At 48.4% G+C, this 25,680-nt stretch carries 24 protein-coding genes; 13 read left to right on the forward strand and 11 right to left on the reverse strand.

What is annotated here, in order from left to right; genetic code table 11:
• Window positions 1-165 precede the first annotated feature (165 nt).
• Window positions 166-414, reverse strand: coding sequence for a DUF6761 family protein (locus AC5I6P_RS23270; protein ID WP_495696146.1), 249 nt, complete (start codon window positions 412-414; stop codon window positions 166-168).
• A 236-nt stretch (window positions 415-650) separates the two neighbouring features.
• On the opposite strand from AC5I6P_RS23270, the gene AC5I6P_RS23275 reads away from it, so the two are divergent.
• Entirely contained in the window at window positions 651-1,400 is a 750-nt protein-coding gene (locus tag AC5I6P_RS23275) for a response regulator transcription factor (RefSeq protein WP_495696147.1), read from the forward strand.
• Here the strand turns inward: AC5I6P_RS23275 and AC5I6P_RS23280 are convergent.
• From AC5I6P_RS23280 to AC5I6P_RS23300, 5 genes are all read right to left on the reverse strand, one after another.
• Window positions 1,397-2,182: an ABC transporter ATP-binding protein gene (locus tag AC5I6P_RS23280; protein WP_495696148.1), complete on the reverse strand. Its 786-nt coding sequence runs from the start codon at window positions 2,180-2,182 to the stop codon at window positions 1,397-1,399. The genes AC5I6P_RS23275 and AC5I6P_RS23280 overlap by 4 nt on opposite strands.
• A gap of 504 nt (window positions 2,183-2,686) precedes the next feature.
• Window positions 2,687-3,739, reverse strand: coding sequence for a PstS family phosphate ABC transporter substrate-binding protein (locus AC5I6P_RS23285; protein ID WP_495696149.1), 1,053 nt, complete (start codon window positions 3,737-3,739; stop codon window positions 2,687-2,689).
• Between the two features lie 29 nt (window positions 3,740-3,768).
• On the reverse strand, window positions 3,769-5,181 hold the full coding sequence (locus AC5I6P_RS23290) for an ABC transporter substrate-binding protein (protein WP_495696150.1): 1,413 nt from the start codon (window positions 5,179-5,181) through the stop codon (window positions 3,769-3,771).
• A 16-nt stretch (window positions 5,182-5,197) separates the two neighbouring features.
• The gene (locus AC5I6P_RS23295) at window positions 5,198-6,619 is read right to left on the reverse strand and encodes a protein kinase domain-containing protein (protein WP_495696151.1); all 1,422 of its coding nucleotides are present in this window, start codon (window positions 6,617-6,619) and stop codon (window positions 5,198-5,200) included.
• A 261-nt stretch (window positions 6,620-6,880) separates the two neighbouring features.
• Window positions 6,881-7,912 (reverse strand): LysR family transcriptional regulator, encoded by a 1,032-nt coding sequence (locus AC5I6P_RS23300; RefSeq protein ID WP_495696152.1) that lies wholly within the window; start codon window positions 7,910-7,912, stop codon window positions 6,881-6,883.
• 577 nt (window positions 7,913-8,489) lie between these two features.
• On the opposite strand from AC5I6P_RS23300, the gene AC5I6P_RS23305 reads away from it, so the two are divergent.
• The 4 genes from AC5I6P_RS23305 (at window position 8,490) to ndhD1 (ending at window position 13,767) form a co-directional block, all read left to right on the forward strand.
• Window positions 8,490-9,203, forward strand: coding sequence for an NnrU family protein (locus AC5I6P_RS23305; RefSeq protein ID WP_495696153.1), 714 nt, complete (start codon window positions 8,490-8,492; stop codon window positions 9,201-9,203).
• A gap of 38 nt (window positions 9,204-9,241) precedes the next feature.
• Window positions 9,242-9,595 (forward strand): thioredoxin family protein, encoded by a 354-nt coding sequence (locus AC5I6P_RS23310; RefSeq protein ID WP_495696154.1) that lies wholly within the window; start codon window positions 9,242-9,244, stop codon window positions 9,593-9,595.
• Between the two features lie 293 nt (window positions 9,596-9,888).
• Window positions 9,889-11,970 (forward strand): NAD(P)H-quinone oxidoreductase subunit 5, encoded by a 2,082-nt coding sequence (locus tag AC5I6P_RS23315; protein WP_495696155.1) that lies wholly within the window; start codon window positions 9,889-9,891, stop codon window positions 11,968-11,970.
• 213 nt (window positions 11,971-12,183) lie between these two features.
• Window positions 12,184-13,767: a photosynthetic/respiratory NAD(P)H-quinone oxidoreductase subunit D1 gene (ndhD1, locus tag AC5I6P_RS23320; RefSeq protein WP_495696156.1), complete on the forward strand. Its 1,584-nt coding sequence runs from the start codon at window positions 12,184-12,186 to the stop codon at window positions 13,765-13,767.
• A gap of 111 nt (window positions 13,768-13,878) precedes the next feature.
• Here the strand turns inward: ndhD1 and AC5I6P_RS23325 are convergent, their stop codons facing one another.
• Window positions 13,879-14,598 (reverse strand): Crp/Fnr family transcriptional regulator, encoded by a 720-nt coding sequence (locus AC5I6P_RS23325; protein ID WP_495696157.1) that lies wholly within the window; start codon window positions 14,596-14,598, stop codon window positions 13,879-13,881.
• Window positions 14,599-14,873: 275 nt separating this feature from the next.
• On the opposite strand from AC5I6P_RS23325, the gene AC5I6P_RS23330 reads away from it, so the two are divergent.
• Window positions 14,874-15,776: a DALR anticodon-binding domain-containing protein gene (locus tag AC5I6P_RS23330; protein ID WP_495696158.1), complete on the forward strand. Its 903-nt coding sequence runs from the start codon at window positions 14,874-14,876 to the stop codon at window positions 15,774-15,776.
• A 315-nt stretch (window positions 15,777-16,091) separates the two neighbouring features.
• Here the strand turns inward: AC5I6P_RS23330 and AC5I6P_RS23335 are convergent, their stop codons facing one another.
• A complete protein-coding gene (locus tag AC5I6P_RS23335) occupies window positions 16,092-16,916 on the reverse strand; it encodes a Cof-type HAD-IIB family hydrolase (RefSeq protein ID WP_495696159.1) in 825 nt (274 codons plus the stop codon).
• Window positions 16,917-17,097: 181 nt separating this feature from the next.
• Here AC5I6P_RS23335 and AC5I6P_RS23340 point away from each other — a divergent pair, with 181 nt between their 5' ends.
• On the forward strand, window positions 17,098-18,048 hold the full coding sequence (locus AC5I6P_RS23340) for a cation diffusion facilitator family transporter (RefSeq protein WP_495696160.1): 951 nt from the start codon (window positions 17,098-17,100) through the stop codon (window positions 18,046-18,048).
• Window positions 18,049-18,095: 47 nt separating this feature from the next.
• On the opposite strand, the gene AC5I6P_RS23345 is transcribed toward AC5I6P_RS23340, so the two are convergent.
• A complete protein-coding gene (locus AC5I6P_RS23345; RefSeq protein WP_495696161.1) occupies window positions 18,096-18,686 on the reverse strand; it encodes a chromophore lyase CpcT/CpeT in 591 nt (196 codons plus the stop codon).
• Between the two features lie 193 nt (window positions 18,687-18,879).
• Between AC5I6P_RS23345 and AC5I6P_RS23350 the strand changes: the two genes are divergently transcribed.
• Entirely contained in the window at window positions 18,880-19,086 is a 207-nt protein-coding gene (locus tag AC5I6P_RS23350; protein WP_495696162.1) for a hypothetical protein, read from the forward strand.
• A gap of 52 nt (window positions 19,087-19,138) precedes the next feature.
• Here the strand turns inward: AC5I6P_RS23350 and AC5I6P_RS23355 are convergent, their stop codons facing one another.
• Window positions 19,139-20,359 carry an esterase-like activity of phytase family protein gene (locus AC5I6P_RS23355; protein ID WP_495696163.1) on the reverse strand — a complete coding sequence of 407 codons (1,221 nt, stop codon included), beginning with the start codon at window positions 20,357-20,359 and terminating at the stop codon, window positions 19,139-19,141.
• Between the two features lie 130 nt (window positions 20,360-20,489).
• On the opposite strand from AC5I6P_RS23355, the gene murJ reads away from it, so the two are divergent.
• Window positions 20,490-22,115: a murein biosynthesis integral membrane protein MurJ gene (murJ, locus tag AC5I6P_RS23360; protein ID WP_495696164.1), complete on the forward strand. Its 1,626-nt coding sequence runs from the start codon at window positions 20,490-20,492 to the stop codon at window positions 22,113-22,115.
• Window positions 22,116-22,166: 51 nt separating this feature from the next.
• The gene (locus tag AC5I6P_RS23365; protein ID WP_495696165.1) at window positions 22,167-22,589 is read left to right on the forward strand and encodes a thiol-disulfide oxidoreductase DCC family protein; all 423 of its coding nucleotides are present in this window, start codon (window positions 22,167-22,169) and stop codon (window positions 22,587-22,589) included.
• Here AC5I6P_RS23365 and AC5I6P_RS23370 read toward each other — a convergent pair.
• Window positions 22,570-22,776 carry a hypothetical protein gene (locus tag AC5I6P_RS23370; RefSeq protein WP_495696172.1) on the reverse strand — a complete coding sequence of 69 codons (207 nt, stop codon included), beginning with the start codon at window positions 22,774-22,776 and terminating at the stop codon, window positions 22,570-22,572. The two genes, AC5I6P_RS23365 and AC5I6P_RS23370, sit on opposite strands and share 20 nt — an antisense overlap.
• Here AC5I6P_RS23370 and AC5I6P_RS23375 point away from each other — a divergent pair.
• The 3 genes from AC5I6P_RS23375 to AC5I6P_RS23385 all read left to right on the forward strand — a co-directional run bounded on the left by AC5I6P_RS23375 (window position 22,710) and on the right by AC5I6P_RS23385 (window position 25,586).
• The gene (locus tag AC5I6P_RS23375; protein ID WP_495696171.1) at window positions 22,710-23,201 is read left to right on the forward strand and encodes an MEKHLA domain-containing protein; all 492 of its coding nucleotides are present in this window, start codon (window positions 22,710-22,712) and stop codon (window positions 23,199-23,201) included. The genes AC5I6P_RS23370 and AC5I6P_RS23375 overlap by 67 nt on opposite strands.
• Window positions 23,202-23,393: 192 nt before the next feature.
• The gene (locus tag AC5I6P_RS23380; protein ID WP_495696166.1) at window positions 23,394-24,875 is read left to right on the forward strand and encodes a DUF3370 domain-containing protein; all 1,482 of its coding nucleotides are present in this window, start codon (window positions 23,394-23,396) and stop codon (window positions 24,873-24,875) included.
• Window positions 24,876-24,911: 36 nt separating this feature from the next.
• Window positions 24,912-25,586 carry a lysophospholipid acyltransferase family protein gene (locus AC5I6P_RS23385; RefSeq protein ID WP_495696167.1) on the forward strand — a complete coding sequence of 225 codons (675 nt, stop codon included), beginning with the start codon at window positions 24,912-24,914 and terminating at the stop codon, window positions 25,584-25,586.
• Window positions 25,587-25,680 lie beyond the last annotated feature (94 nt).

Genomic DNA, 25,680 nt, shown 5'->3' on the forward strand with positions numbered 1-25,680 from the left:
GCCGATCGGCTCCGATCGCAAAAGTGCCTGACGATGCCTCATTATCCAGTTAGCGCAGAGCGCAATTTCCGGAGGAGTCACACATCCGCAAACCTCTGCCAGAACGTTTTAGAACGTCCTCAAAGAACGCGTTAGGGCGCTTTGGTCAGCGCCCTAACGTATTCCTTAACGATAGTCTCGGTCTGGTTCTGGCATCGTCATCTCAAAATTTGAAGGGTCATAGAGGTATCGCGTCAACTCTTCTTCTAATCGATGAATCTGGAACGGTTCCAGCGCATTAGAGTGACGAAGAGAAGCGATGTATCCCTCCATATACATCCGGAGATCATCATAGCGATATCCCCGGTTCCAATGCTCAACCAGAGCGTCGGTGAGCCTTTGGTAGTAACGAATCGTGGGCGCGTCTTGAAGCATAAGTCCCGTGTAAACGACGACGATGTCCTGTAGTAAAGAACTTACATTCCTAGTCTTAATCTTAACATCAACCCTTCTTAGCTCACCCCATGTTGCATAATCCTAACGGCATAAACTTGAGGTAGACTTTTTGCCTTGTGTAGGATTAGACAAGAGCCTGGGTAACAGGCGTTACAAACCGATACTGATTGGCTTTGCTAATCTGAAAGGCAGCAAACTAAGGGAAATCAGCCTCCGTGGGAGCCTCAAACATTCAAATCGTAGAAGGGAACCCGCATCTGCGATCGCTTCTTGGATGGCATTTACAGCAGGCAGGATATCACGTCCATCAGTCGGCTGATTTGCACCAAGCGCGAGAGATCTTTCTGATGCGTCAGCCGAATCTGGTAATTCTCGATTCTGATTTACCAGATGGAGATGGAGTGGAGTTTTGCCGTTGGCTACAGCAGCAACAACTGGCAATGATCTTGATGCTGTCGGCTCGCACATCAGAGCCAGACATTGTAGAAGGATTGCGAGCGGGTGCCGATGACTATCTGACGAAGCCTTTTGGTATGCAGGAGTTTTTAGCCAGGGTAGAGGCTTTGATGCGTCGGCGTCGGGCATCGGCTCCGCCTGCTCATCTGGACTTTGGCGATCTCAAAATTGATCTGGTGCATCGCCGGGTTCATTTTAAGGGTGAACTGATCGAGCTGACACCCCAAGAATTTAGTTTGCTGTATGTGTTGGCTCAAGCGGGGGGAACGGCGCTTAGCCGATCGGAGTTGTTGCAGCGGGCGTGGCCCGATGCGATCGATAATCCCCGCACGGTGGATACGCATGTGCTGTCCTTGCGAAAAAAGGTCGAAATTGATCCCCGGCAGCCTAATCTAATTCAAACGGTTAGAAATGTCGGCTATCGGCTCAATCTTGAATTGCTGAATGCGCCTTCATATTCTCAAAACGGGCATCAGGCAAGCCGAAAGACGGTTGCCTCAGGTCGCTAATCCCATTCTGCGGATTCTTCGGCTTCAATTCGGGCGATCGCACCTCTTAGATCCTGCCAATCTACTTGATGGGCCATCAAATCTTGGATCAGTTCACCTTGCTGCAAGTGCAGTACTCGATTAGTGCAGGGCGCAACTCCGCAGGAACCACTAAATTGTGCGGCAAATTCTAGGTGATGAGTGGCCATCAGAATCGTTTGAGGAAGTTCCGAAAGCAGTCTGAGAAGATGATCTTGTCGTCCAACGTCGAGCGAAGCGGTTGGCTCATCAAGCAGCAAAATAGCAGGTTGACAGACGAGAGCACGCGTGATCGCAACCCATTGCCGCTCTCCTAAAGACATTTGAAGTTCGGTGCGCTCCAACCAGTCGCGAGGAATATGTAAGCGCTCAATCCACTCGTTAACGGATGGTTCGATCTCTCGTTGGGGCATCCCTTTTAGTTTGAGCGGATACTGAATTGCTTCTTGAACTGTCATTCCTAGCAGTTTTGGCTCTTGCGAGACGAGCATAATTTGCTGACGCAGAGAGAGCACTGGAATTTTGGGGAAGGGAATTTTGTCTAAATAGAGTGTTCCTTCAAGGGGATCAGCAAGGCGGTTAAGCAATTTTAACAAAGACGTTTTGCCAGATCCTGATGCACCCACGATCGCGATCTGGTCTCCTTTAAAGACGTTGAAGGAAAGCGATCGCAGCACACACGGCCCCATTGCAGGACTCAGTTTTCTAGTAGCAATGCGTCCCGCCGCGAAACTGACGTGTTCGGCTCGAAGTTGTGCGGTCAATGATTTCTATCCCAAACGGCAACGTTCTAGCAGTGTATCTAGATCTTTCTACTACTTTAAGAGGGTTTTTGCCCTTTACCGTTTTACTGCTTTGATAACGGATAAGACGGACTATGTCGAGCGGGCAGGGCTGTTTCATTGTGATCAGGAGATATCTGGAAGTCGTAAGCCCTCGTTTGTGAGGTTCAAAAAATTCAAGAATGCTAAACGAGAGAATCGAGTGTCCAGATTTCTATTTTTGACAATGAAACAGCCCTGGAGCGGGTAATGTTCTAGACAGGGGGACAATAACAATCAAACTGCTCGACCAAAGTCATAGCGTTGCCTTCGGCTCACGCGAAACGTGCATGATGAACAATCCAATGACGACAAGGCAATCAGGCGAACCACCAACCCGCGATCGTAGCTATCAATAAGCTCCGTACCCGCTATGCTGCACAGTCATCTCAAGAAAGGGCATCTCAAGAAAGGGTATTTCCAGAAAGGGTGCTGCAAGAAATCTAATTATCGGCTTCTCACAAACCCAGCTTTAGCCACTAATTCTTGTCCTTGTTCGCTCAGCAGCAAATTCGCATAGGCTTCTCCCGCTTGCTGCTCTACGCCTCCGTCCTGCTTCACAATCACAAACAAATTGCGGGTTAGGGGATACTCGCCGCTCTGAAATGCTGGTGTGTTTAATTGATTGCGCTGATTAGGACATTGATTAATCAGAGGTTCCTGATAGGGCGGAACGAGTTTGTCAAGCGATCGCCCAATGGGTAACGGCTTGATTGAACACTGAGGCACAACTTCGGGTGCAGAGGCAAAATAAATTCCTCCGGGTGTGGCTCCAAGTTGTCGTAACGCTTCCGTTGTTGTCCCAACAATCTGCACATTTCTACTCAGCGCTTGTCCGCCTAACACTTGCTCGACAAACAGTTCGACGGTGCCACCCGATTCCGCACTGCGAGAAATAGGGGTAATCGGCAAACTCGGCCCACCCACTTGCTGCCAGTTATTAATTTGCCCTGTGTAAATTCTTTTGAGTTGCTCAACGCTCAAGCCTGGAACATTTAGACTCGGATTGACCGCAACTGCCAGACCATCGACTGCGATCGCAATCTGTTTTAGCGTTGTCCCTCGGATTTGCGCTCGTTGATACTCTTCATCACTCACGGGGCGCGACGACTGAGCAAACGCGAGATTCCCATCAATCAACGCTTTGATCCCCGTTCCAGAGCCCGGACTACCTGTGGCGGGTTCTGTATACTGCAAGCGATATTCAGGACGCGCCGCTTGCAGTGCCCCATCTACGGCAAGTCGAATCGGTGCCCAAGAGGTACTGCCACCATAGCGAAATAATCCTGATGGAACATTTTGAACTTGTGCGAATGTTCCACTACTGGGTTGCCCAGAATTTGGGGCAGTGTTTGACTTACTAGTCGGATTGCTGCTTTGCACTATCGGTGCACCAAAATTCCCTGAGCGCTGAGTAAACCACCAGAATGCTCCGCCCAAGAGTCCTGCCGTTACCAAAAGCGAAGCAATTAATGCAGGTGTTTCATTTTTTTGAGACATACAGAACCCAGTGATGTTGCAGAGAAAAATTAATTGCGATCCACCGGCATAAAGTCAAAGCCTGTCCCTGATCGAGTGCCTGGAACGACTTTAACCAGCTGAATCCCGGCAATGCGATCGCCCGATGGTAAAAATCGCACGGTCTGAGATGCTCCTGTTGCTGAAAAGTTAGCGGTAGCTAGGGCTTGCTGTACGCCTTGTCGAGTTGGATTTTGCTGTAATGCCGCGATAAACGCTTGCGCGGCATCGTACGCGATCGCAGATCGCCAATTAACATCTGCTCCCCAAAGCTGACGCGACCCGACTACAAATGGCGAGCGCGGATTACTTTCGATATGCCAAGGCACTGCGACGATCATGCCCTCCGCTTGCTGTCCTCCAACTTCTAAAGTTTTGGGTGTGTAGATATCATCTCCGCCTAGCAAAGCTCTGCCCTTTTGATTCACCTGAACGACTTGTAATGCTTGATCTAATGTTCCCGTGTTGGCTGCCAACATGAATGCCTTGGCTCCTGACTTGCGGGCTTGGTCAACCGCCCGTGCTGCACTAAAATCAGAACCCGATAAATCAAATTCATCTGAAACTTGTCCGCCGACCAGCGATATGGCGGTGAAAAATTCAGACTTGAGCGATTGGCTGTAGGCACTTTGAGAATTGAAAAAAACAGCGACAGTTTTCTGTTGCAGCGTTTTTGCCGTATATTCTACCAGCGCTCGGGCGGCAACATAATCACTAGGAACGGTGCGAAACACGTATTTCCCCAAGCCTGAGAGTTTCACAGTGCTACTGGTGGGCGAAATGCTCACGAGCTGACCGGAGTTGTAGACGCTGCCTGCTGCTAAGCTGACATCACTGGCATAATGCCCGACTACGCCCAAAATATTGGAATCTTGAATAAAGGCATTGGCGAGTTGCTTAGCGGTTTCAGGATCGTTATCGTCGTTCGAGATCGCAACCTTCAACGCTACGCCGTTTATTCCACCTGCTCGATTAATGTCATTCTGCGCCTGCGCCACACCGCGCAAAATCTCGGCAGAACCAGCTAAATCTGTTTTAATCGGCACAGCAACTGCGATTGTGTGGGCATTGCGTTGTCCAATTCGAGCATTGTTGAGATAAATCAGCGTCTCTGGCGCATTTTTATATTTCTGCATCGCAGACTCAAACATCCTCACCGCTTCCGGATATTGAGCCGCTGCGATCGCGTTTATGCCTGCCTGTTTGAGTGAATTGAACTCTGGATTGGATGATTCTGAAGGTAAAAGAATGCATTCTCCAGCACTAATCCGGTCTTGCAGTGAAGCAGTTTGCAGGCTGACTGGGGACGACGTATCGAATTTCATCCCTGATCGTTGCATGAACCACCAAAACCCGCCGCCTAATAATCCTGCGGTAATCAAAAGCGAAATGATCAAGGCTGGGGTTTCGTTTTTTTGGGACATCTTTTGGGGCACCGTGTTACAGAATTCTGGAAACGAGCTTATAGATCAGTTGGAAAAAAATCGCAACCACGACCACGACCAAGCCTCCTACAATTGCCAGAAACAGCACATTAAGAAACGAGTTTCCCAGCGCGACAAAGGTAGATGCTCGATGCAGTTGACCAAAGAAGCCGACGATGCCAAACGTGACGGCTCCTAGAATCACCAAATCGACTTTTTCAATGACTCGGAGGCGCTGTGCCAGAACTAAAATGCCGAGCAGGATCAGCCAAAAGCTACCGCTAATCCAGGTTGTTCCCAGCAAACTGACGAGCGCGATCGCAATTAATCCTGCCTCAAAACCCGTAAAAGCCGCTCCACTCAAAAGGCTAACCATTGATAATGCAGGAAGTGTAGATTTCTGAGGCACAGGCGGAGAGGGAGGAGCAGGCGAAGAGAAGGGAGTCGCAGGGGGAGATGGAGTTGCGATCAGCGGACTCATGGCAGGCGGTTTAGAAGTGAGTGCATCTAAAACATCTTGTGCTGATTGAAAACGCTGACTCGGATTAGCAAGCAACATTCGATCCAGTACGTCTGCTAATGAACGGCTGGGCGTTGCAAAATTTTGCCATCTCCATGTGTTGCTGTAGGCATCAAACAATTCGTTGTGGGGCTTGCCCGTGAGCAACATGACACACGTTGCAGCCAATGCATAGAGATCGGTTGAAGGATAAATCTCTCCCCCAGACACTTGTTCTGGTGGCGCATAGCCAATCGAATAAATTCCTGTAGAAGAATTTGAGTTTCCGGCGGCTTTTGTAGCGTATTTCACAGCCCCAAAATCGAGCAGGTAAATGCGTCCATTCTGGTGACGCATAATGTTCGACAATTTAATGTCTCGGTGAATCGATCCATTCGCATGAACGAATTCTAGAATCTTGAGACATTCCTGGAGGACGACTATAACCTCTGATTCTGAAAATTTTTCCTTCTGGAGAAACTCGTCTTCAAGTGTCTGCCCGTCAATGAATTCTTGAACTAAATAAAAAAACTTATCGTCCTGCTTTGTCGATGAATTTGCAACAGGGAGTTCAAAAAACGCGAATAAATCAGGGATTTGAGGATGTTCCCGCCCCAGTTGTTCTAGTGCCTGTGCTTCTCGCTCAAACAAATCTTGAGCAATCTTAAGCTGTGTCGTGCTGAGATGCCCTGAAGGCTGAAATTGCTTGATTACACAAGAACGCAATCCGGGCGTGTAGCGATCGCGTCCTAAAAAAGCTGCCCCAAACCCTCCCTGTCCTAATAGTTTGACTGGTAGGTATCGACCCACCAAGATTAATGGCATTCCACAGTTAGTACAAAACTTTTGCTGAACCGTTTTCAGGGTTGCGGCATCATCAAGGTCAGGGAAAACATTAGTTGGTCGAGAACAACCCGGACGAGTGCAATGAAGCTGCATAACAGGGAGAGGGGGATTTGAGATTTAACTTAACCGCAAGATAAGATGAGTGGCACTAGTTCTGAGTATTCCTTATGTATAACTAGCTCTTCCTAGTAGTTTGCCACGCTAATGCCAGCGAGTCATAAGTGTTTCTCGTCCGCGAGCAATAATAAGCAAGCACGAGAAAGCTACGCTGCCTCTATACCTTTCCCCACATTTCAAGTCCTATCCCATCTCACACAGATCCGCAGCTTGATTACTGAAGCAGCTTCCTCGTTGCTAATTTTCCATCTCTGGTATTCCTCGATTATTGCTTGCGGCTTGAAGCATAGCTTTTAAACTTTGGGGTTCAGGATAGCTTTTAGATTCACGTCGCTCGAAACTTACAGCACGAGGGGTAAACTTGGGCAAAATTTCGCGACAAAAGGCATCAGCCGCTTTAGAACGATATCGATTGGGGTTAATAATGACAGACAAGGTGCGCTTCACGATGACATCATCGATTTTGGCACGGTGTAGCATTCCCATCTGGAGTTCTTTCTCGATCGCAGAAACAGAGACAAATGATGCTCCCAAGCCAGACTGCACTGCATTTTTGATGGCTTCAATCGAGTTCAATTCCATCTCAATTTTGAGGCGGCGAGTTTCAATGCCGCAGCGCGCCAATACCTGATCAATTACTTTTCGGATCGTTGATTGAGAATCGAGAGCAATAAACTGCAATCGATACAAATCGTCCTTCTGAATTGTTTCGGTTCTAGAAAGAGGGTGGGTCGGCGGCAAAATCAGCGCGAGTTCGTCCTCAGCATAAGGAATAATTTCTAAAGAATCTTGAAGTTCTGGGGAGATCTCTCCCCCAATAATTGCCAAATCGATCTGACCGTTTGCCACACTCCACGACGTGCGTCGTGTGGAGTGGACATGAAGCTGAACCGCAACATCCGGATACTGCTGGCGAAATAGCCCGATCATCCGAGGGAGTAGATAGGTTCCCGTCGTCTGACTCGCCCCGATGATTAATGTGCCTCCTTGGAGATTTTGTAGGTCTTCCAGCGCTCTGCACGTCTCCTGGCACAACGTCAAGATCTTCTCGCCATAGCTCAGTAGCAGATGTCCTGCCTCGGTTAGCTGCGCTCGTCGCCCGCCTCGATCGAACAGCGGCACGTCTAACTGCCGCTCAAGATTCTGCACCTGCAAACTCACCGCGGGTTGGGAAACATATAAACTATCGGCTGCGCGCTTAAAGCTTCCCTCAGTGGCGATCGCTTTGAGAATGCGTAACTGATCCAGAGTAAAAGGAAGGTCAGACATACGGCTTAACCAGAAAAGTGTGTAAGGAGCGTTGCGTAAAAAATAGACTCAGTACATTAACGTTTTGAGCGCAACCTATTAGCTAAACGACAAAAGGTTTAAGAAAAATTACAAATTGAGTTAATCTACAAAATTTCCTTAAACGCTGGGCACGGCAAGCAGCGTAGGGAAACTTAAGCGAAAAAAGTGATACATGAGAGGATACTAAGGACTTTCTGAATTTACCAGGAATTGCGGAAATTGCTCTTATTCATGAGCAATCTCCTAGAGCCTTGCAAGGAGAATCGTATCCTGTTTTCTACAGTCTTGATCCCGCTTTCGGAATTCCTCACAATGGATGGTTTACCTATAACCTCTTACACGCCATTGCAACGAGTGCGACTGAACTTAAGGTGTTCGAGTTCCGCTTTTCTACTGAATTAATGATTAATTTAGATGCAAATTGTATAGATTGCAGCCTGCGTCTCGTGCTACTTCCTGGATTGCAGCTGAGCCAATGTCGAATTGATTACCCGAAAGTGTGGCTAAGCGCTAAGCTGTAACCGATATCGGATCTACATTTTCTTCTTAATTTTCTATGGTGTTTGACTGGTTGACGCCTAGCCACTTTGTAATTCTTGGGCTATTGGTTGGGTTTGCGATCGCTCATAGCGGACTTGCCGCATTACGTCCTTGGGCAGAGAAAAAAATTGGAGCGCGACCTTATCGAGTGTGCTTTGCGCTAGTTAGTCTCGGGATTGCGGTTCCCATGATCATTTATTTCTTCAATCATCGCTACGATGGGTTGACCCTGTGGGACGTCAGAGGAGTTCCGGGCATCGGTACGATCGTGTGGATCCTGTCAGCGATTTCGTTTCTTTTTTTATATCCTGCAACCTTTAATCTTTTAGAGATTGCCGCAATTCAGAAGCCCCAAGTCCATCTCTACGAGACTGGCATTATCAGGATTACAAGACATCCTCAGATGGTGGGTCAAGTGATTTGGTGTATTGCTCATACGCTTTGGCTAGGAACAACGTTTACGCTCGTCACCTCTTTGGGATTGATTTTGCATCATCTATTCGGAGTGTGGCATGGTGACCGACGCCTTACGGCTCGGTACGGAGCGGCGTTTGAAGCAGTGAAAGAACGCACGTCGATCGTGCCGTTTCTCGCGATTTCGCAAGGAAAACAGCCTCTGAGGTGGACAGAATTTTTGCGTCCTGCCTATGTCGGAGTGGCTGCATTTGTTGGATTATTTTGGTGGCTTCACCCTATTTTGATCGATGCAACAAGCAACGTAGCCTGGTAGCATGATCCCAGCGTTAGTAAAACTCATTAAATAGGACTATGCAATCAGGAATCAGCGAGCAGGCTTTCAGAAGCGAGGTCCTCGAATCTTCTACTCCTGTTCTTGTTCATTTTTGGGCACCCTGGTGTAGTATTTGTCGCTTAATCGAACCGTCGCTTAATCAGCTTTTGGCAGAGTGGGGCGGACAACTGAAACTCATCGGGATTAATGCCGATGAGAATCTTAGACTGGCTAGCAGCTACCGAATTGCTACTCTCCCAACGGTCATTCTGTTTCAGGGTGGTCGGGTGTTGCATCGGCTAGATAGCTATCAGAAGCGCGATGAACTACGGGCAATTCTTCAAGAGACTCTGACTCTAACAAATAAACAGCCCCAGTCAATTTCGCGTTAGACGCGGTTTTATAAGATCTTTTTAAGGAAGAGCGATTAGCGCAAAGCGCAATTCCGTAGGAACCGCAGCGATCGCTCTTTTTCCTATGCTAAATTCTTAAAGAATCTAAAGCGTTTGCCTATTTTATTGACAATTTTGACTATAAATTGTAAATCCAAAGTTTGAAGTGTAAATCCAAAGTCTGAAGACGGAGGAACTCTCTAACAATATCCTTAACTTTGGATCTAGGGTGTCCCACAGTCCAAGAAATTGACTACCCTGGATAGTAAAGAAATCTAAACTAGGCGTGAGTGATGGAATTCATATATCAGTATGCCTGGCTTATTCCGGTTCTGCCCCTAGCGGGGGCGATGCTGGTCGGTCTAGGGCTGATTACATTTAGCAAAGATGTCAACCGACTTCGGAGCGCTAACTCGGTGTTTATTGTGTCGCTGATTGGAGCGGCAATGACCCATGCATTTAGTTTGTTCTGGAGTCAATTGCACGGGCATGAACCCTATGTTCAGTCCTTTGAATGGGCAGCCGCTGGGGATTTTCACCTATCGATGGGATATGTCATTGATCCCCTCTCCTCGCTGATGCTGGTGATTGTGACAACCGTAGCGTTTCTGGTGATGATCTACACCGATGGCTACATGGCTCACGATCCGGGATATGTCCGGTTCTATGCGTATTTAAGCTTATTCAGTTCCTCAATGCTGGGGTTGGTGATTAGCCCTAACCTGGTTCAGGTCTACATTTTCTGGGAACTGGTGGGCATGTGTTCATATCTGCTGATCGGATTTTGGTATGACCGAAAAGCAGCGGCTGATGCTTGTCAGAAAGCATTTGTGACGAACCGAGTGGGTGACTTTGGGTTGCTACTCGGCATTTTGGGTTTGTATTGGTCTACTCGCAGCTTCGATTTTGGGGTGATTGGAGAACGCCTTCAAGATCTTGTCGCGACGGGATCGATGAGCGGTTTTCTCGCCGCGCTGTTTGCAATTTTGGTTTTTCTAGGACCAGTGGCAAAGTCGGCGCAGTTTCCGCTGCATGTCTGGCTACCTGATGCGATGGAAGGCCCAACCCCAATTTCGGCGTTGATTCATGCGGCAACGATGGTTGCGGCAGGGGTCTTTCTGATTGCGCGAATGTTCCCTGTGTTCGAAGGCATTCCAGCGGCAATGAATGTCATTGCGTGGACAGGAGCATTCACGGCATTTTTGGGAGCGACGATCGCAATCACTCAAAACGATATCAAAAAGGGCTTGGCGTACTCCACTATGTCTCAGTTGGGCTACATGGTGATGGCCATGGGAGTTGGTGCTTATAGCGCAGGCTTGTTCCACTTGATGACCCATGCCTATTTCAAAGCCATGCTGTTCTTGGGATCGGGGTCTGTCATCCACGGGATGGAATCTGTGGTTGGTCATGATCCGGCTTATGCTCAAGATATGCGAATGATGGGTGGCTTGCGGAAGTACATGCCCCTGACTGCCTTTACCTTCTTGATTGGAACGCTTGCCATTTCGGGAATTCCTCCCTTTGCAGGATTTTGGTCAAAGGACGAAATTCTCAGTTCTGCCTTTGCGTCTAACCCAGCCCTTTGGTTAATTGGGTATGGAACGGCAGGCATCACGGCGTTCTACATGTTCCGCATGTATTTCTCTACTTTTGAAGGAAAATTTCGAGGAACAGATGCTACGGTAAAGCAGAGCATTCGCAACGAGCAACTTCAGAATTTGGGGTTGGCATTTGGCCCAGGCGCAATGGATCCGAGAGAACTGACTATGGACGCGCCACATGGCGAAGCGGTTGATTCTGGACACGATGAGCATCATGCCCATGAGCCGCACGAGTCACCATTGACCATGACCCTGCCATTGCTCATTTTGGCAATTCCTTCGACACTGATCGGATTGACGGGAACTCCCTTTGCAAATTACTTCGAGGAGTTTATCCATGCTCCAGGTGAAGCGGTGCAATTAGCCTCTGAAGCTGGACAGGAAACTTTGTCTGAGTTTTATGTGATGGCTGGAAGTTCGGTTGGAATTTCGCTGATTGGCATCTCGCTGGCAGTGCTGATGTATCTGTCGCGGAAGATTGATCCGGGTGCGATCGCCGCTAAAATTCCGTTCTTCTACCGTCTCTCGAAGAACAAGTGGTACTTCGATGAAATTTACGACCAGTTGTTCGTTCAAGGTAGTCGTCGGTTAGCACGACAAGTTCTGGAAGTCGATTCCAAAGTTGTGGACGGCGTTGTTAATCTCGCAGGTTTCGTGACGCTGCTGACGGGTGAAGGGCTGAAATACTTAGAAAATGGTCGCGCTCAGTTCTATGCACTCATTATCTTCGTGGCAGTCCTGGGGTTAGTGATTTTCTCAGGCGTTTCTTAAGTCTTAGGGGATCACGGCTCCCTTAGTAATCTGTCAGGCGATCTGATGAGGGATGAAACAAAGAATCTAATTTCACTTCGTCCCTCATCCCTAGCTTGACGAAGTACTAGTTGACTTTGCAAGACAAGCAGAATCGAGATTTAGGCGACTTGCCTTCTAAATGCTGACTGCACAAATAGTCTGGACTAGCGATAAATAAATCTTAATAACGAGATGCTAACTGCAAATTTTCCTTATCTCACCGCGATTATTTTGTTCCCGATCGCGGCTTCTCTTCTGATTCCGATTATTCCAGACAAGGATGGTAAAACCGTTCGCTGGTATTCCCTCATCGTCGGGCTGATTGATTTTGCACTCATCGTTTATGCGTTCTATACGCAGTACGATTTTTCGAGTCCAGAGCTTCAGCTGTTCGAGCGATATGCTTGGGTTCCTGCACTGGATTTGAACTGGTCTGTCGGCGTTGATGGGCTGTCGATGCCGCTCGTGATTCTGACTGGATTCATTACAACGTTGGCAATTTTGGCGGCTTGGCCTGTCACCTTTAAGCCCCGGTTGTTCTACTTTCTGATGCTGGTAATGTACGGCGGACAGATTGCTGTCTTTGCTGTTCAAGACATGCTGTTGTTCTTTCTGACCTGGGAACTTGAACTAATCCCGATTTACCTGCTGCTCTCGATTTGGGGCGGTAAGAAGCGGCTATATGCTGCGACTAAGTTCATCTTGTATACCGCAGGGGGATCGCTGTTCATCTTGGTCGCTGGGCTTGCAATGGCATTCTATGGCGACACGGTCACGTTCGATATGCGAGCGCTCGCTGCCAAAAGCTACCCACTCGTTTTTCAGCTTTGGGTCTATACAGGGTTTCTGATCGCTTACGCAGTCAAACTGCCAATTATTCCTCTCCACACGTGGCTCCCAGATGCTCACGGTGAAGCCACGGCTCCGGTTCACATGCTGTTGGCAGGTATTCTACTGAAAATGGGTGGTTATGCCCTAATTCGGATGAATGCCGAAATGCTGCCAGCGGCTCATGCAACCGTCGCGCCCGCGTTGGTTATTTTAGGCGTAGTGAATATCATTTACGCGGCGCTAACCTCGTTTGCTCAGCGCAACTTGAAGCGAAAAATTGCGTACTCGTCGATCTCGCACATGGGATTTGTGCTGATCGGGATCGCGTCGTTTACCGACCTGGGCTTAAGCGGAGCCGTTCTACAGATGGTTTCCCACGGGTTGATCGGGGCGAGTCTATTTTTCTTGGTAGGGGCTACCTACGATCGCACTCATACCCTTATGCTCGATGAGATGGGTGGTGTTGGTAAACAAATGCCCAGAATCTTCTCAATGTTTACGGCTTGTTCCTTGGCATCTTTAGCATTGCCTGGCATGAGTGGTTTTGTTGCCGAACTGATGGTGTTTGTTGGATTTGCTACCAGCGACGCTTATGGCATGACCTTCCGAATCATTGTGGTTGGTTTAGCTGCGATCGGAGTAATTCTTACGCCCATCTACTTGCTCTCGATGCTGCGAGAAATCTTCTACGGCCCCGAGAACAAAGAGCTTACATCTCATGAAAAACTAGTCGATGCTGAACCACGAGAAGTATTTATCATCGCCAGTCTGCTTGTGCCAATCATTGGAATTGGCTTCTATCCCAAGCTACTCACTCAGATTTACGATTCTAAGACCGTTTCTTTAACAGCACGATTGCGGGCGGAAGTTCCGACAATTGCAAAACTCAATGATGCGCCTGCTCTAGCTTCCAAAGAAGCGTTGTCAGCCCCTGAAATTCGCTAGCCTTAGTCTAGTCCTATAATAAAAAGCGGGTTCTATCAAAGTGTAGAACTCGCTTTTTATGTTATTGAGATAAATTGAGATAAAACAGCTACCAGACCAGTGGTGTTTTCATTAATTACGATTTGGAGAGCCTTCGTTGCGGTTAAGAACTGAATCCGTAGGCAGACAGAGTAAATTGTCACCCTGAGTGCGAATCATGCCTTTTTGACGAAGCTTACCCATCAATCGAGTTACAGTCACGCGAGTCGATCCGATCGCACTACCAATTTGAGCATGAGTCAGAGGAAAAGGCAGACAATAGCCTTCGTCTGTTGGTTCACCGTACTCCTCGATGAGCAGCGTCAGAAAACCGAGCAGCCGATCGATCGTTCGACGCTGACCCAATGTGCTAAGCCAAAGTAGCTTGCGCTGGTGCTGATAGCGGAACGCATCTAGGACCTCGCGTCGGAAGTGAGGCCAATTGTCTAAATCGTGCCAATACATCCAGACTACTGACGTTTGATCGACGTGAGCGTAAGCTTGAAGCGTAAATGGCGATTGCGCCACAATCTCAAAGGGTTGACCTGTACCGACAAAGCCCAAAAATGCTTCCTCTGGACTAACCCGTGCCAAACGAGCCGCATTGCTTCCGGTAGCATTAACCTGTGCTGTACCCACTAGACGCACTGCTCCTTTCTGCACAAGATAGAGCAGACCGGGACGAGTCGGAACTCGTTCATCCTTGCTGAAATTACGGATGCGGTAATGTTCTTGTGCCCAGTCAATGATTCTCTGCCAAGTGAGAAAGGGGCGAGCTGCTTCTGAATTTTGTTGAGGGGATACTGAGTACATAGTGTAAGAGGCTGCTAGAGAACAATTGTGGATGCTTTGACAAGCGCTGAGACAGCGTGAGTCATAAAATTGGACTCATTCCTTCAAGCGAAACTCTGGTTTTTTGAGTGATCCTCGAAGTTCCTGTACTTGACTGTCATAAAGAGTATACGAAAAGAACGATGTATTGCCCGTGAAATTACGGTGCTAAACACCAATCTCAGCATTGATCGGTAGTAGCGCTTGAGTTTAATCACGAAACCGAACCCTACTTCAGAGCATCAACCGTAAATATCATGAATTCTAACGTACCTACGGTTACTTATCCTACGCTTCGCATATTGTTACTGTCGCAAATTGATGAAGCAATCCGCCTCTGGGAGGATGTTTCGGTAACAAGACGATCGCTTCATCCTACCGCTATTCGCGCAAACGCCCTCGATTCGGAGCTTTCACACTCTATTGATGTTGTGAAGAGAGTACCATCAGAAACGCTGATTTCTACGTATCGCTCCGCCATTGCACTGAAATTAGCCCCCCATTTTGATTACTCAGCGGAGCAGACTGCCAATCAGCTTGTTGAGTTTTTGTATAAAATGGATACAAAAACTCCTGGAATGAGTGCTATTTTGGCGGAGTCGCTTTTGCGTGATCTTACGGTAGCAGTAGTTTCACCAGGATTCCTGGAATTTAGGTTTAGCGATCGCGCGATCGCAACTTGGTTGCAGTCCCTGATTGATCTAAAAGACAAAGACTTACGGTATGGTTCCTTCGAGATGACGCGAAATAATAGTGACTTTGATTCTGGCTCGTCTAAAGTCTTTTTCTGCCAGTCCACTCACGCTCGCTGTTGCTCGTTACTTAGGCTGGCGCGGCAACGTGATCTTGCTTCAATAGAACAGGCTTGTTGGTTAAATAGGTCAGATCAACTGTTATTACAAGAGTCGGTCGAGCGGAAACTACTCTCCCAATTTGTAGCGGTAACAGACGGATTCCTTGAAAACAATGTTCTAGAAATGGCAGTTGGGTTGAGTCATGCATTCCACCAATTTGAGAGATCGTGCCGCATCGTCGGTGCATCTCAAGCTCTAGATCGGCATCTTTTGCAGTGCCGATTAGGATTAGTGATGATTACTCAGCGTCTACTACGATCGCTGCTAGAGCAGAAGTTGGGTGTTCCTGCGCCGTTGGAACTATAGTCGAACCGTTAGTCAGACCGTTAGTCGGACTGTTTCTAGTAGTTTCACGGCTACCGTATGTTGTGAGTTTTAAGTCATATAGATGTCATCTCAACGTCATAACTTATTTTTATCTACCAAAGGGGTGACAAAGCTGGGAAATGCATATATATTTAATCTTGTGTGAGGAGCGAACCAGCAAGAGTACCGAGACGAAACACGGCCAGTCGTCGGTACTCTTTCTGATTTTAAAGCGATTTACATAGAGACTTTATATTGCACCCCGTAGACTGTTATGCCCCACGTTAGAAGAGGCAAATGCAGACTGAGAGCAACTCAAAGCAAGAATTCTTCGATTGCGGCGGCTGCGCCATCAAGCTCTACGGTCGGTGCAACCCATTGAGCCTGTTGCTGAACTTCTTCGGGAGCGTTGCCCATGGCCACGCCAATGCCAGCGTATTGAATCATTTCTAGATCATTGAAGTTGTCGCCCATGGCCATCACGTTTTCGGGCTGCAATCCTAGCAATTCTTCGGCAAGATACTTCACGGCTAAGCCTTTGTTGGCAGCAGGATGAGTTGCTTCAAAGAAGGTGGCAACTGATTTGGTGAGATACAGTTCTGCGGGAGTGTACTGTTCTTGCAATGAGCCCAGCATGGAGCCAATTAGTTCTGTATCGTCGCTGAGGGCGAGAACTTTGGTCGGCTCGGTTGTTAAAGTAGAGCGCAAATCACCAACGGCGATCGCTTCAATTCCCGATCGCTCAGAATACGCTTTTGTTTCGGGCGTGATCTCTCGCACATACAACTGGTCGTTGATGTAGAAATGGACAGAGAGTAGCGATCGCAGGTCAGGCGTCTCGAAGTAATCGAGCAGCGATAGCACCATTGCTTTAGGAACTGCCAAGTGCTGATGCAGAGTTTGCGTTTTGGGATCTTGGATCCACGCGCCTTGATAGGCGATCAGCGGCAACGATGACTCAACCATGTGATGGAAGCGCAACGCTGACTGATACATGCGACCCGTTGCGATCGCGACTTGAATTCCGTTTTTCTGTACTTTGTGAATCAGCCGAAGGACAGGTTCACGGATATCATTAGACTTGCCCGCAATTGTGCCGTCGATATCTAGAACGAGTAGTTGGATGTCTGACTGATGCATAAGGGCAAAGGATGGGTAAAGGATAATAATTGCTGACTGCAAGCCTCAAGATTTTAAAGTGAATTCTTCGCTTTTCACATTGCATGATTGATTATTCTGCTTTCGTTCTTCCTTGCGGTTCTTACAGAGTTGCGCTCTGCGCTAATCGGGTTGCACAGGCGTCTACCATCCTTCGTCTACCATGTCTGAAGTTAAACATCCACGCACAGTTAGTCGCCAAATTTTGTTGGTCACGCTTTGGCTAACGCTGCTGATCTTGGCGGTGAAAGTGGGGGCGGGGTGGTCAACGCGATCGCTCGCGCTGTTAGCCGAGTCGCTGCATACGCTGATCGATGGGTTCAGCGCTGTTTTGAGTTTGATTGCGCTCTCGGCGTCGCCTCAGCGTCCTTCAGGGCGGGAGGTGTGGGGTCATGGGCGACTGGAGACGGCGTTGGCGCTGCTGTTGGTTGGATTTTTGGGATTTGCGTGCCTAAGTCTGCTTGGACTGTCGATCGAGCAATTAATCACAAGTCCCAGTCTTTTGATGATGCCGTCGGTGAAAATGCGGTTCTCGTTGATTATTATCCTGGCGGTTGTGTTTCTTGGAAGTCTAGCTTTGGCTTACTTTCAGCGTCGATTGGCAAAAACGCTCGATAGTTCTCTGTTGCGGCTGAATGCAAATCAGATTTTGCGGGATGCTTGGTTGACGTTTTTGTTGCTGATTGGGTTGGTGGGCGTTTGGCGGGGCTATCACTGGCTTGATCCCCTCATGACGATCGCGCTGGTGGTGACGGCGCTGTTGAGTTGTTGGCGGGTGTTGAATTGGCAACTCCCGCTGGTGGTGCGGCAAATGGCGATCGCGCCAGAAGCGATCGCGCAACTTGTGCGGCAAGTGCAGGGGGTAACGCATTGCTATGGGATTCAGTCGCGCGGGATTGTGGGACGGCAAGTGTTTGTAGAACTGCGGATGACCGTTCATCCTGAGTTTGTGGCAATGAGTCCGTGGATTATGGAACAGATTGAAGGGCGGATTCGGGAATGCTACGGCCCGGTGCAGGTGTTAATTCACATTGATGAAATCGAGGATGATCCGCAGCATCCTTTAGATTCGGTCAAGTCGGACTATCCGAGCCGTAAGTCAAATTGGGATTGAAACGCGCTGAACAGCGGTTCAATCGGGTCTACAACACGACTTCCGCTCTAAACTCTGACTTCGTCGGCAAAGCTTTGGCGACGCTCAAACTCAAACGGGCCTGCGAGAGAACCCCAAAGTTGTTCGTCTGTTTGAGGATCGCGACCGCGATCGAGGCTGTAAAACTTTTGATCGTCAATCTCGAATTCGTTATCTAAATAGGTTGTCTTGCCATCGCGAACGATGATGCATCCTTTCCCAGGTTCGACTTGTCCTTTAAAGCTGTGCCCCGTCCATTCTGCGTAGGACGTGCAGCCTGACATCAGTTCTAGCTGATCCGCTTTCAAGTCTTTCAACCGCTCTGGATTGCGTGCTGCGCCATAAAATTTTTGCTCGTCCTGCACGAGGTAATTCTCGATCGCAATTTTGCCGTTCTGTTCAACAAGCTTCAGCACTCTCAATCGGTAAGGCTTGTTTAACATGTAGTCGTAGGCTTGCTCCAGAAAAAGACTTACGCCGTTTAGCAACTCGAAGGGCAACGGACGCATACAGACTCGAATATGAGCATACAGAGGAGGGTTTTCAAACGCCTGATGCTGATTGCTAAAATCCGATGCCATCCAGCGAGCAAGAGTGGCAATATCTGTCGAATGAGTCATAGGACGAGTTGGAGTAGAATCTGAAATTTATTGTACGGTGTCAGGTTCTCACTACACTCATTCTCAGGGATCGGAAATTCGAGGGGTTCCGGATGCACACGGTAGGGATTGGGTTCTGCTTGTATCTGCGATCGATTCGGATTAGATACTCGTCGCTACAGACAAAATGAGTTGAGCGATCGCGGCGCACGTTTTGAAGGATCGCTCAACTTACATTGCCGATTACACCCGATCCATTGCCAATGTTCTCTATGACATCAGCAATTGCAGCCGATCCATTGCCAATGTCACCACTTACATTACCGATCACGCCCGATCCATTACCAATGTTCTCTATGACGTCAGCAATTGCAGCCGATCCATTGCCAATGTCACCACTTACATTACCGATCACGCCTGATCCATTACCAGAGATCTCTCAATCCTTTATCAAGTGATCCATCCCTTCACTCTTAACTCTTTAATCCCTTCACTCGAAACAGTAGAACCTGCGTCACTTGAGTAAAGGTATTAAAGTTATCATCGCTTACCAGAACAAGGCTTGGAGATCGATCGGGCAATCGAGGTCCTAACGTCATTCCTTCCAAGTTATCGATCGTGATTCCCAAGTCAGCCATATCGAGCAACAGCCGCTTTCTTGCAATTTGAAGATCTTTCATATCTCCGCGCAGACTTTCGATCTCGGTGGTATCGGTTGCGGTTCCGGTCGCCGTTTGAAACAGTTTGACGTTGAACCCGCTCAAGCCAAAGGTGCGCTCTAAGCTCAGGAAATGCCCTGCTTGATCAATCGATAACATCTCCGTCAGACCGTGATCCAGCACTGCCGTAGGCTTTGGTTCGAGTGGATAAACATGCTCAGCGATAATCGTGGCTCGATTGCCTTCGATCAGATAATGCAACAGCCGATTTCTAGAAATGCGTTGGGGAGCGGGAGCTTCTAGATCTTGAATCAGTGGCGATTCGACGGCTGTAAATAACCGAGATGGCTCAGCCGCCGTACCATTTAAGCTAACGGTAAGCGCTTCAAAGCCTAAATTGTCTCGAATGCCTCGCTGCTGTATGGGTTTAGAGTCATCAGGCAGATACCGTTCTGGAATGGGTAGCTTGCGGCGGAGTTGCCCCGTTTTTAGATCGAATTCCCCAATAAATGGCGGAACGCCTTCTTTCACAACGCCTTCGCTAGAGATGAATAAAGAGCCAGTTTGAGACAGCGCAATGCCTTCGGGATCAATTGTTTTAGCTGGAAACGTCTTGCCGTTCTCGTCTTTTAGCAACGTGACATCCTGCACATCGACCTGTTTAAGACTGGGTGGCTTTGAGGTCGTATCTATTTGCAGCTTCAGCGTGTAAAACCGAGCGGGAGCGCGATCGCTGCGATCGTCCGATACGGCGTAAAACTGATCTTGCTGGCGATCATAAGTAATACCCGACAGTCCTCCGACTGCGGTGTCCTTAAAAGCTTTGGTATCGAGGGTATAACTTCCTAGAAACTCCAACGATAGCGGTAGAAATAATCGATCTTCTGCGCTGACTTGCGGCAGACTGCACGCCGACAGCAATCCCGAAAGTGCGATCGCACTTCCCGCCAATGCGATCGCTGCGCCAGCTTTTGTTCCGGCTCTCCGTGCGATTGCCGCCGATGCCCTCCAAATTTGTCGAATGTACTCAAACATTCAACTCCTCCAAACTCTAACGTCGTAGTTTCTGTTTCAATGTAGCAGTGATCCTCAGACTTTCCCGTTCAAAGCATTTCACCCAAAGGTGCTTAAATGATTGAAGCCATTTAGCCCCCTTGATTATCCTGTGTCTGACTCTCCTAAGCTGAAGCGATCGCTCGCTGGAATTGCTGGAATTGTGGCGATCGCAACGCTAATTAGCAAACTCATGGGTCTGCTTCGCACCGTCGCGATCGGTGCTGCCTTTGGAACGACGGCTGCTAAAAGTTCTTACGACATTGCATCGATTATTCCGGGCTTCTTTTTGATTCTGCTGGGTGGAATCAATGGCCCGTTTCATAGTGCAATGGTGAGTTCTCTGTCTAAACGGACAAAAGAAGAAGCGGCTCCGTTGATGGAGACGATCTCTACGATAATTGGTGCAGTCTTCTTGCTCGTCACGATTGGGATAATACTTGCGGCTCCGCTCTGCATCGATATTCTAGCTCCGGGTTTGCAGCAAACGGCTCAAGGGTTGCAGGTGAGAGCGATCGCCATTCAAGAGTTACGCATCATGGCTCCGATCGCTTGGTTTGCAGGCATGATTGGCATCGGGTTTGGGGCATTAAATGCAGCAGATTTGTATTGGCTGCCCTCGATCAGCCCATTGCTCTCTAGCGTCACGATTATTATTGGGGTCGGAGCTTTAGCGCTGGCGGTTGGGGGGCAAATTGTCACGCCGCAGTATGCCTTGATTGGTGGACTTGTGTTGGCGTGTGCAACGCTCGCAGGCACAGTGTTGCAGTGGTTAGCTCAGTTTTGGGCACAGCGTCAGGCGGGGTTAGGACGATTACGATTGCGGTTTGATTTTCGTGATCCGGCGGTTCGGAGCATCTTTGGAATCATGGGTCCTGCCCTGTTTTCATCAGGAATGCTACAAATCAACGTGATCACAGACTTGTTTTTTGCGTCTTTTTTGCCAAATTCTGGTCCTGCGATCGCCAGTTTTGACTACGCTAATCTATTGATTCAAACGCCACTCGGAATTCTTTCCAACGTGATTCTTGTGCCGTTGTTTCCCGTGTTTTCTCGGCTCACCGATCCCGAAAATTGGGGCGAACTGAAAGGACGAATTCGGCAGGGACTGTTATTAACTGCGATCGCCATGCTACCGCTGAGCGGTCTGATTGTGGCTCTGGCAACACCCATCGTGCAAGTTGTCTACGAGCGAGGCGCGTTTAAGCTCAACAATTCATCTCAATTAGTTTCCTCGCTTCTAGTTGCCTATGCGATCGGCATGTTTGTCTATCTTGGACGAGATGTATTGGTGCGTGTCTTCTACGCGCTAGGTGACGGAGAAACGCCCTTCCGCATTAGCGTTGTCAACATCTTTCTCAATGCTCTGTTTGACTTCATATTGATCAAACCCCTAGGCGCACCCGGACTGGTTTTAGCCACTGTCTCTGTGAATACGCTTTCCGTAATTGCGCTCCTCTGGTTTCTCAATAAGAAACTAAACGGATTGCCACTGCGAGAATGGAGTTTACCCATTGCTGGACTCACGGTAGGTAGCTTTATTTCCGGCAGTATGGCGTGGGCAATGCTCAACTTTATGCAGCCGTTACTCGGTGAAGGGTTTTTCGATCACCTGATAGAACTCGTTGTTGCAGGCGGAGTGGGATTGATTGCATTCATCGCGTTTGCCATGCGACTTAGATTGCCCGAAGTAGATATGTTTGCTGCCCGCATTCTTCAGCGTTTGCCGGGACGGTGATGCATGGACGATCGTTTGTCGCTATCGTAGATAAGTAGCCGCGACGAATTTATGAACTACACAGTCATTTACGACGGACAATGCAATCTTTGCTCTAACTTGGTGCAGCTATTAGAAAAGCTCGACCAAGGAAAGCGCTTTCAGTACATCCCCATGCAAGACGAAGCGGGATTAGCTCAATTTAATGTCACGCCTCAAGACTGTGAGTTTGGCATGATTTTGATTGATAATGCGATGCCCGATCGTCGTTGGCAAGGAAGTGATGCCGCCGAAGAGATTGGGCAGTTACTTCCGCTTGGCAATGTATTCGTCACCGCGTATCGCAATCTACCCGGCATGAAGTGGACGGGCGATCGTGTCTATGAGCAGGTTCGAGACAATCGATATGCGCTGTTTGGCAAGCGATCGACGATCTATCAGACTGTCTATCCCTACGATTGTGAGCAGTGTTCCTCTACACCCAATCAATCTTGATAGTGTCCAATTGTTGCGCGTTCTCCATGCTTAAATGCGGGATGTCTGAATTCATCAATTCTGCGATCGCTTTATCTAATGCCTTCTCTTTCTGACCTGAGCTACGAGCAGCATCAATTCGTGATCCGCCACACTCAAAGGCTTCTACAGAGCTTTCATCATTGGACGGGGCAATCTTTAAGTACATTTAATTCGGCTGGAAATGACGTGACCAGCTCCGCGAATGCCAGAGACGCCGCCAATAATTCAGATGAACACATCCTATTTCATGCTCCATTTATAGTCCTCTCTCACGGCACTGAGGCTGATCCGATTCTGAACTACGGTAATAACCAAGCCCTGCTTCTATGGGAGATGGATTGGACAACCTTTACACAAACTCCCTCTCGCAAAACAGCCGAACCGATAAACCGAGAAGCGCGATCGCGCCTTCTCACCGAAGCGAAAACAAAGGGTTATATAGACAACTATCGAGGCGTTCGGATCTCCAGTACAGGGAAGCGCTTTTGGATCGAAAACGTAATTCTCTGGACAGTTCTGGATGAAGCGAGTTCTCCCTGTGGTCAAGCTGCCGCCTTTTCAAACTGGCAATACATCCCTACTGAACTCTAGGTGGTCGAGTGCGATCGCGCTCAAATTCTATGCCCTACACTCTTAGCCTTGACGCTCCTTCGTACTTTTAGATCGTGCAAAATTCCAGTGAACTGGGATTTATACAAGTAGCATTTCTTGATTTCTTGTCGGTGAATTCTCTTAAATAAAGAGCTATTCGCCCAAATCGCAGTTTCAAACGCTATTTCATTCATGCTTCTGTTGCCGCTCATTCCAGTTCCTGTCCAGTTTGCTCAACTGCCTGTCGCTCCTCTTTTGCGTCCTGCAAACCTTTCTCCGCAAGCTCTTCCAGCTCAAGAAGCTTTGCCGCTTCAACGAGAACTCCCCGCTCAAGAGATCATTCAGGCTCAAGAAGTTCGAGTGCTGCCGGGTGCGCTAGACGAAGTTCCCGTTTTCAACAGCAACAGTCCAGAAGTTGTCACAACTGAAGGTATTCTGCTCTCCACCTTTCCGCCTACCGGAAAACGGACCTCGTCTGCTCACCTAAACTTTGTGTTTAACGGCAGATTTGATATTTTCTCCCATCACATTTCCAAGGCGAGTCGTTCAGATCAAACGCGATCGCTCTTTCAAGGCATTCTGCTCTACAATCCCACTTCTCGCCCCGTTCAAATTGAAGTCTTACAAGCAGCGACCTATCTTACTCGCCCCGATGCGCTCTTTGTCGATTTGCCAGCTTATGTTGAAGACCCACTCGGTAACGTATTTGCTGGCCCCGGCAGCCGAGTCGCCAACGACATTCTACGAGGACGCAAACAAGGCAGCCTGCCGTCTTCCATCCTCCTTCCTGCTGGACAAACTCAGCTTCTGATGAGTCTCCCCATCCCTGCGGGCACCGTTCCTCCCACATCAAATGGACGGTCTACTTTAATGCGGCTTTCGAGCAATGGTTCCGTTCACGTGGCGGCCCTAGCGATGTTTGCTCCCCTCAATCCTGATAAGACAGAGCGCATTCCCACCCTAGAAGAATGGCAAACTCTACTGAATAATGGCGCTTTGGCAGGTCTGCGTGACCTTCCGCCTAGCCTAAATGTAAAGCGCAGATCTTGTGGATTTCTACCTTGTCTCGATCGCATCACCTATGGTCGTGTTTCAGGTGTAGCGAGGGGGTCGCTCTGGCAAGCAAAACTCATCGATAGTCCCAGCAGAGGTTATCTCAGCATTCCGCAGCAAGGGCGAGCGTTTTCCTACGGTCTCAGCACTGTTGAGCAAGGAACCTTTGGAACAGGGCAAATTCAAAGTGCGCCAATGCTTGTTCGGTATCCTGATACAGCCTATCTAGCCAATGGGAATTACGGCGTTCAATACAGCCTGACCCTGCCTCTTCGCAATACGACTCAGCAGAATCAAACGGTTGCGATCGCGTTTGAAACTCCCATCAAGCAGGATAGAGCTAAAAATCAGCTTCTTTTCCTATCTGTTCCCGAATCAAGAATCTCCTTTCGAGGAACAGTTCGCCTGCGCTACACGGATGATGTTGCCGCTCCCCAAACGCGCTACATCCACTTAGTGCAACGACGCGGACAACAAGGCGAACCTTTAGTTACGCTAATGATGAAACCGAGTGAGCAGCGATCAGTAGAAGTTGACTTCTTATATCCTCCCGATGCTACTCCCCCTCAAGTCTTGACCGTCAAAACTCTAGATATACTCAATACTCAAACTAAAAAGTAAAGCGCTACTGGCTTTCTTACTATCGTCCAACTCCCTATGTCTGTTCGAGCGCCTGAAACTGCAACTGTTCAACCATGGCTGTACTGGTCACTTCTTCCAATTCATCGTTTGCTTCTCAAGACCTACTTTAGTTCAATTACAATCACAGGACGCGAATATCTGCCCGCCAAAGGTCCAGTCGTTCTAGCTTCAAAGCATTTTAGCCGTTGGGATCCTCTGATTCTGTCCCTTCTCAGTACCGAACCGCTCCGATTCATGACAGATGTACAGCAATTGCAAGGCGTTCAGGGCTGGCTCATCAAACGACTTGGAGCATTTCCTGTAGATCGAACCCGTCCGAGCATCTCTAGCTTTCGTAATGCAATCGATTTGCTTCATTGCGATCGTAAACTCGTAATCTTCCCAGAAGGCGGAATTGTCAGAGATCAACCTCTACGAGCCTTTAAACCTGGATTGGCACGGCTAGTCCTTCAAGCAGAGGCAACTTCTGCTGAGAAAATTTCTGTGCCAATCGTCCCGATCGCTCTACATTACAGTCCCGACTCATCTGCTAGGGCTAAAGTTTTCATCCGAGTCTGCTCCAAGCTTCATTCGCACAATCACCAGCAGGCGAACGAAAAGCAAACTGCTCAATTCTTAACCAATGCCCTATATGAGTCCATATTAGAGGGACTAAAAGTGATCAAAGCTCAATCTGAGAAGGTTCAATAGTTTGAATATCTTCAGTAAGAGCTCAACTCTGGCGGCTGAACCTTTTTCTGAGCTTATGTTTGAGCCTTTTCCTTGAATTGTTTCGAATTTTCCC

The sequence above is a fragment of the Myxacorys sp. genome (assembly GCF_059501405.1).

Coding starts and splice junctions, on each gene's coding strand:
- AC5I6P_RS23310 (WP_495696154.1), top strand. CDS start 9,242: ATGCAATCAGGAATCAGCGAGCAGGCTTTCAGAAGCGAGGTCCTCGAA.
- AC5I6P_RS23300 (WP_495696152.1), bottom strand. CDS start 7,912: ATGTCTGACCTTCCTTTTACTCTGGATCAGTTACGCATTCTCAAAGCG.
- AC5I6P_RS23370 (WP_495696172.1), bottom strand. CDS start 22,776: ATGTACTTAAAGATTGCCCCGTCCAATGATGAAAGCTCTGTAGAAGCC.
- AC5I6P_RS23325 (WP_495696157.1), bottom strand. CDS start 14,598: ATGTACTCAGTATCCCCTCAACAAAATTCAGAAGCAGCTCGCCCCTTT.
- AC5I6P_RS23355 (WP_495696163.1), bottom strand. CDS start 20,359: ATGTTTGAGTACATTCGACAAATTTGGAGGGCATCGGCGGCAATCGCA.
- AC5I6P_RS23345 (WP_495696161.1), bottom strand. CDS start 18,686: ATGACTCATTCGACAGATATTGCCACTCTTGCTCGCTGGATGGCATCG.
- AC5I6P_RS23365 (WP_495696165.1), top strand. CDS start 22,167: ATGAACTACACAGTCATTTACGACGGACAATGCAATCTTTGCTCTAAC.
- AC5I6P_RS23330 (WP_495696158.1), top strand. CDS start 14,874: ATGAATTCTAACGTACCTACGGTTACTTATCCTACGCTTCGCATATTG.
- AC5I6P_RS23305 (WP_495696153.1), top strand. CDS start 8,490: ATGGTGTTTGACTGGTTGACGCCTAGCCACTTTGTAATTCTTGGGCTA.
- AC5I6P_RS23385 (WP_495696167.1), top strand. CDS start 24,912: ATGTCTGTTCGAGCGCCTGAAACTGCAACTGTTCAACCATGGCTGTAC.
- ndhD1 (WP_495696156.1), top strand. CDS start 12,184: ATGCTAACTGCAAATTTTCCTTATCTCACCGCGATTATTTTGTTCCCG.
- AC5I6P_RS23290 (WP_495696150.1), bottom strand. CDS start 5,181: ATGTCCCAAAAAAACGAAACCCCAGCCTTGATCATTTCGCTTTTGATT.
- AC5I6P_RS23380 (WP_495696166.1), top strand. CDS start 23,394: ATGCTTCTGTTGCCGCTCATTCCAGTTCCTGTCCAGTTTGCTCAACTG.
- AC5I6P_RS23340 (WP_495696160.1), top strand. CDS start 17,098: ATGTCTGAAGTTAAACATCCACGCACAGTTAGTCGCCAAATTTTGTTG.
- AC5I6P_RS23270 (WP_495696146.1), bottom strand. CDS start 414: ATGCTTCAAGACGCGCCCACGATTCGTTACTACCAAAGGCTCACCGAC.
- AC5I6P_RS23295 (WP_495696151.1), bottom strand. CDS start 6,619: ATGCAGCTTCATTGCACTCGTCCGGGTTGTTCTCGACCAACTAATGTT.
- AC5I6P_RS23335 (WP_495696159.1), bottom strand. CDS start 16,916: ATGCATCAGTCAGACATCCAACTACTCGTTCTAGATATCGACGGCACA.
- AC5I6P_RS23285 (WP_495696149.1), bottom strand. CDS start 3,739: ATGTCTCAAAAAAATGAAACACCTGCATTAATTGCTTCGCTTTTGGTA.
- AC5I6P_RS23315 (WP_495696155.1), top strand. CDS start 9,889: ATGGAATTCATATATCAGTATGCCTGGCTTATTCCGGTTCTGCCCCTA.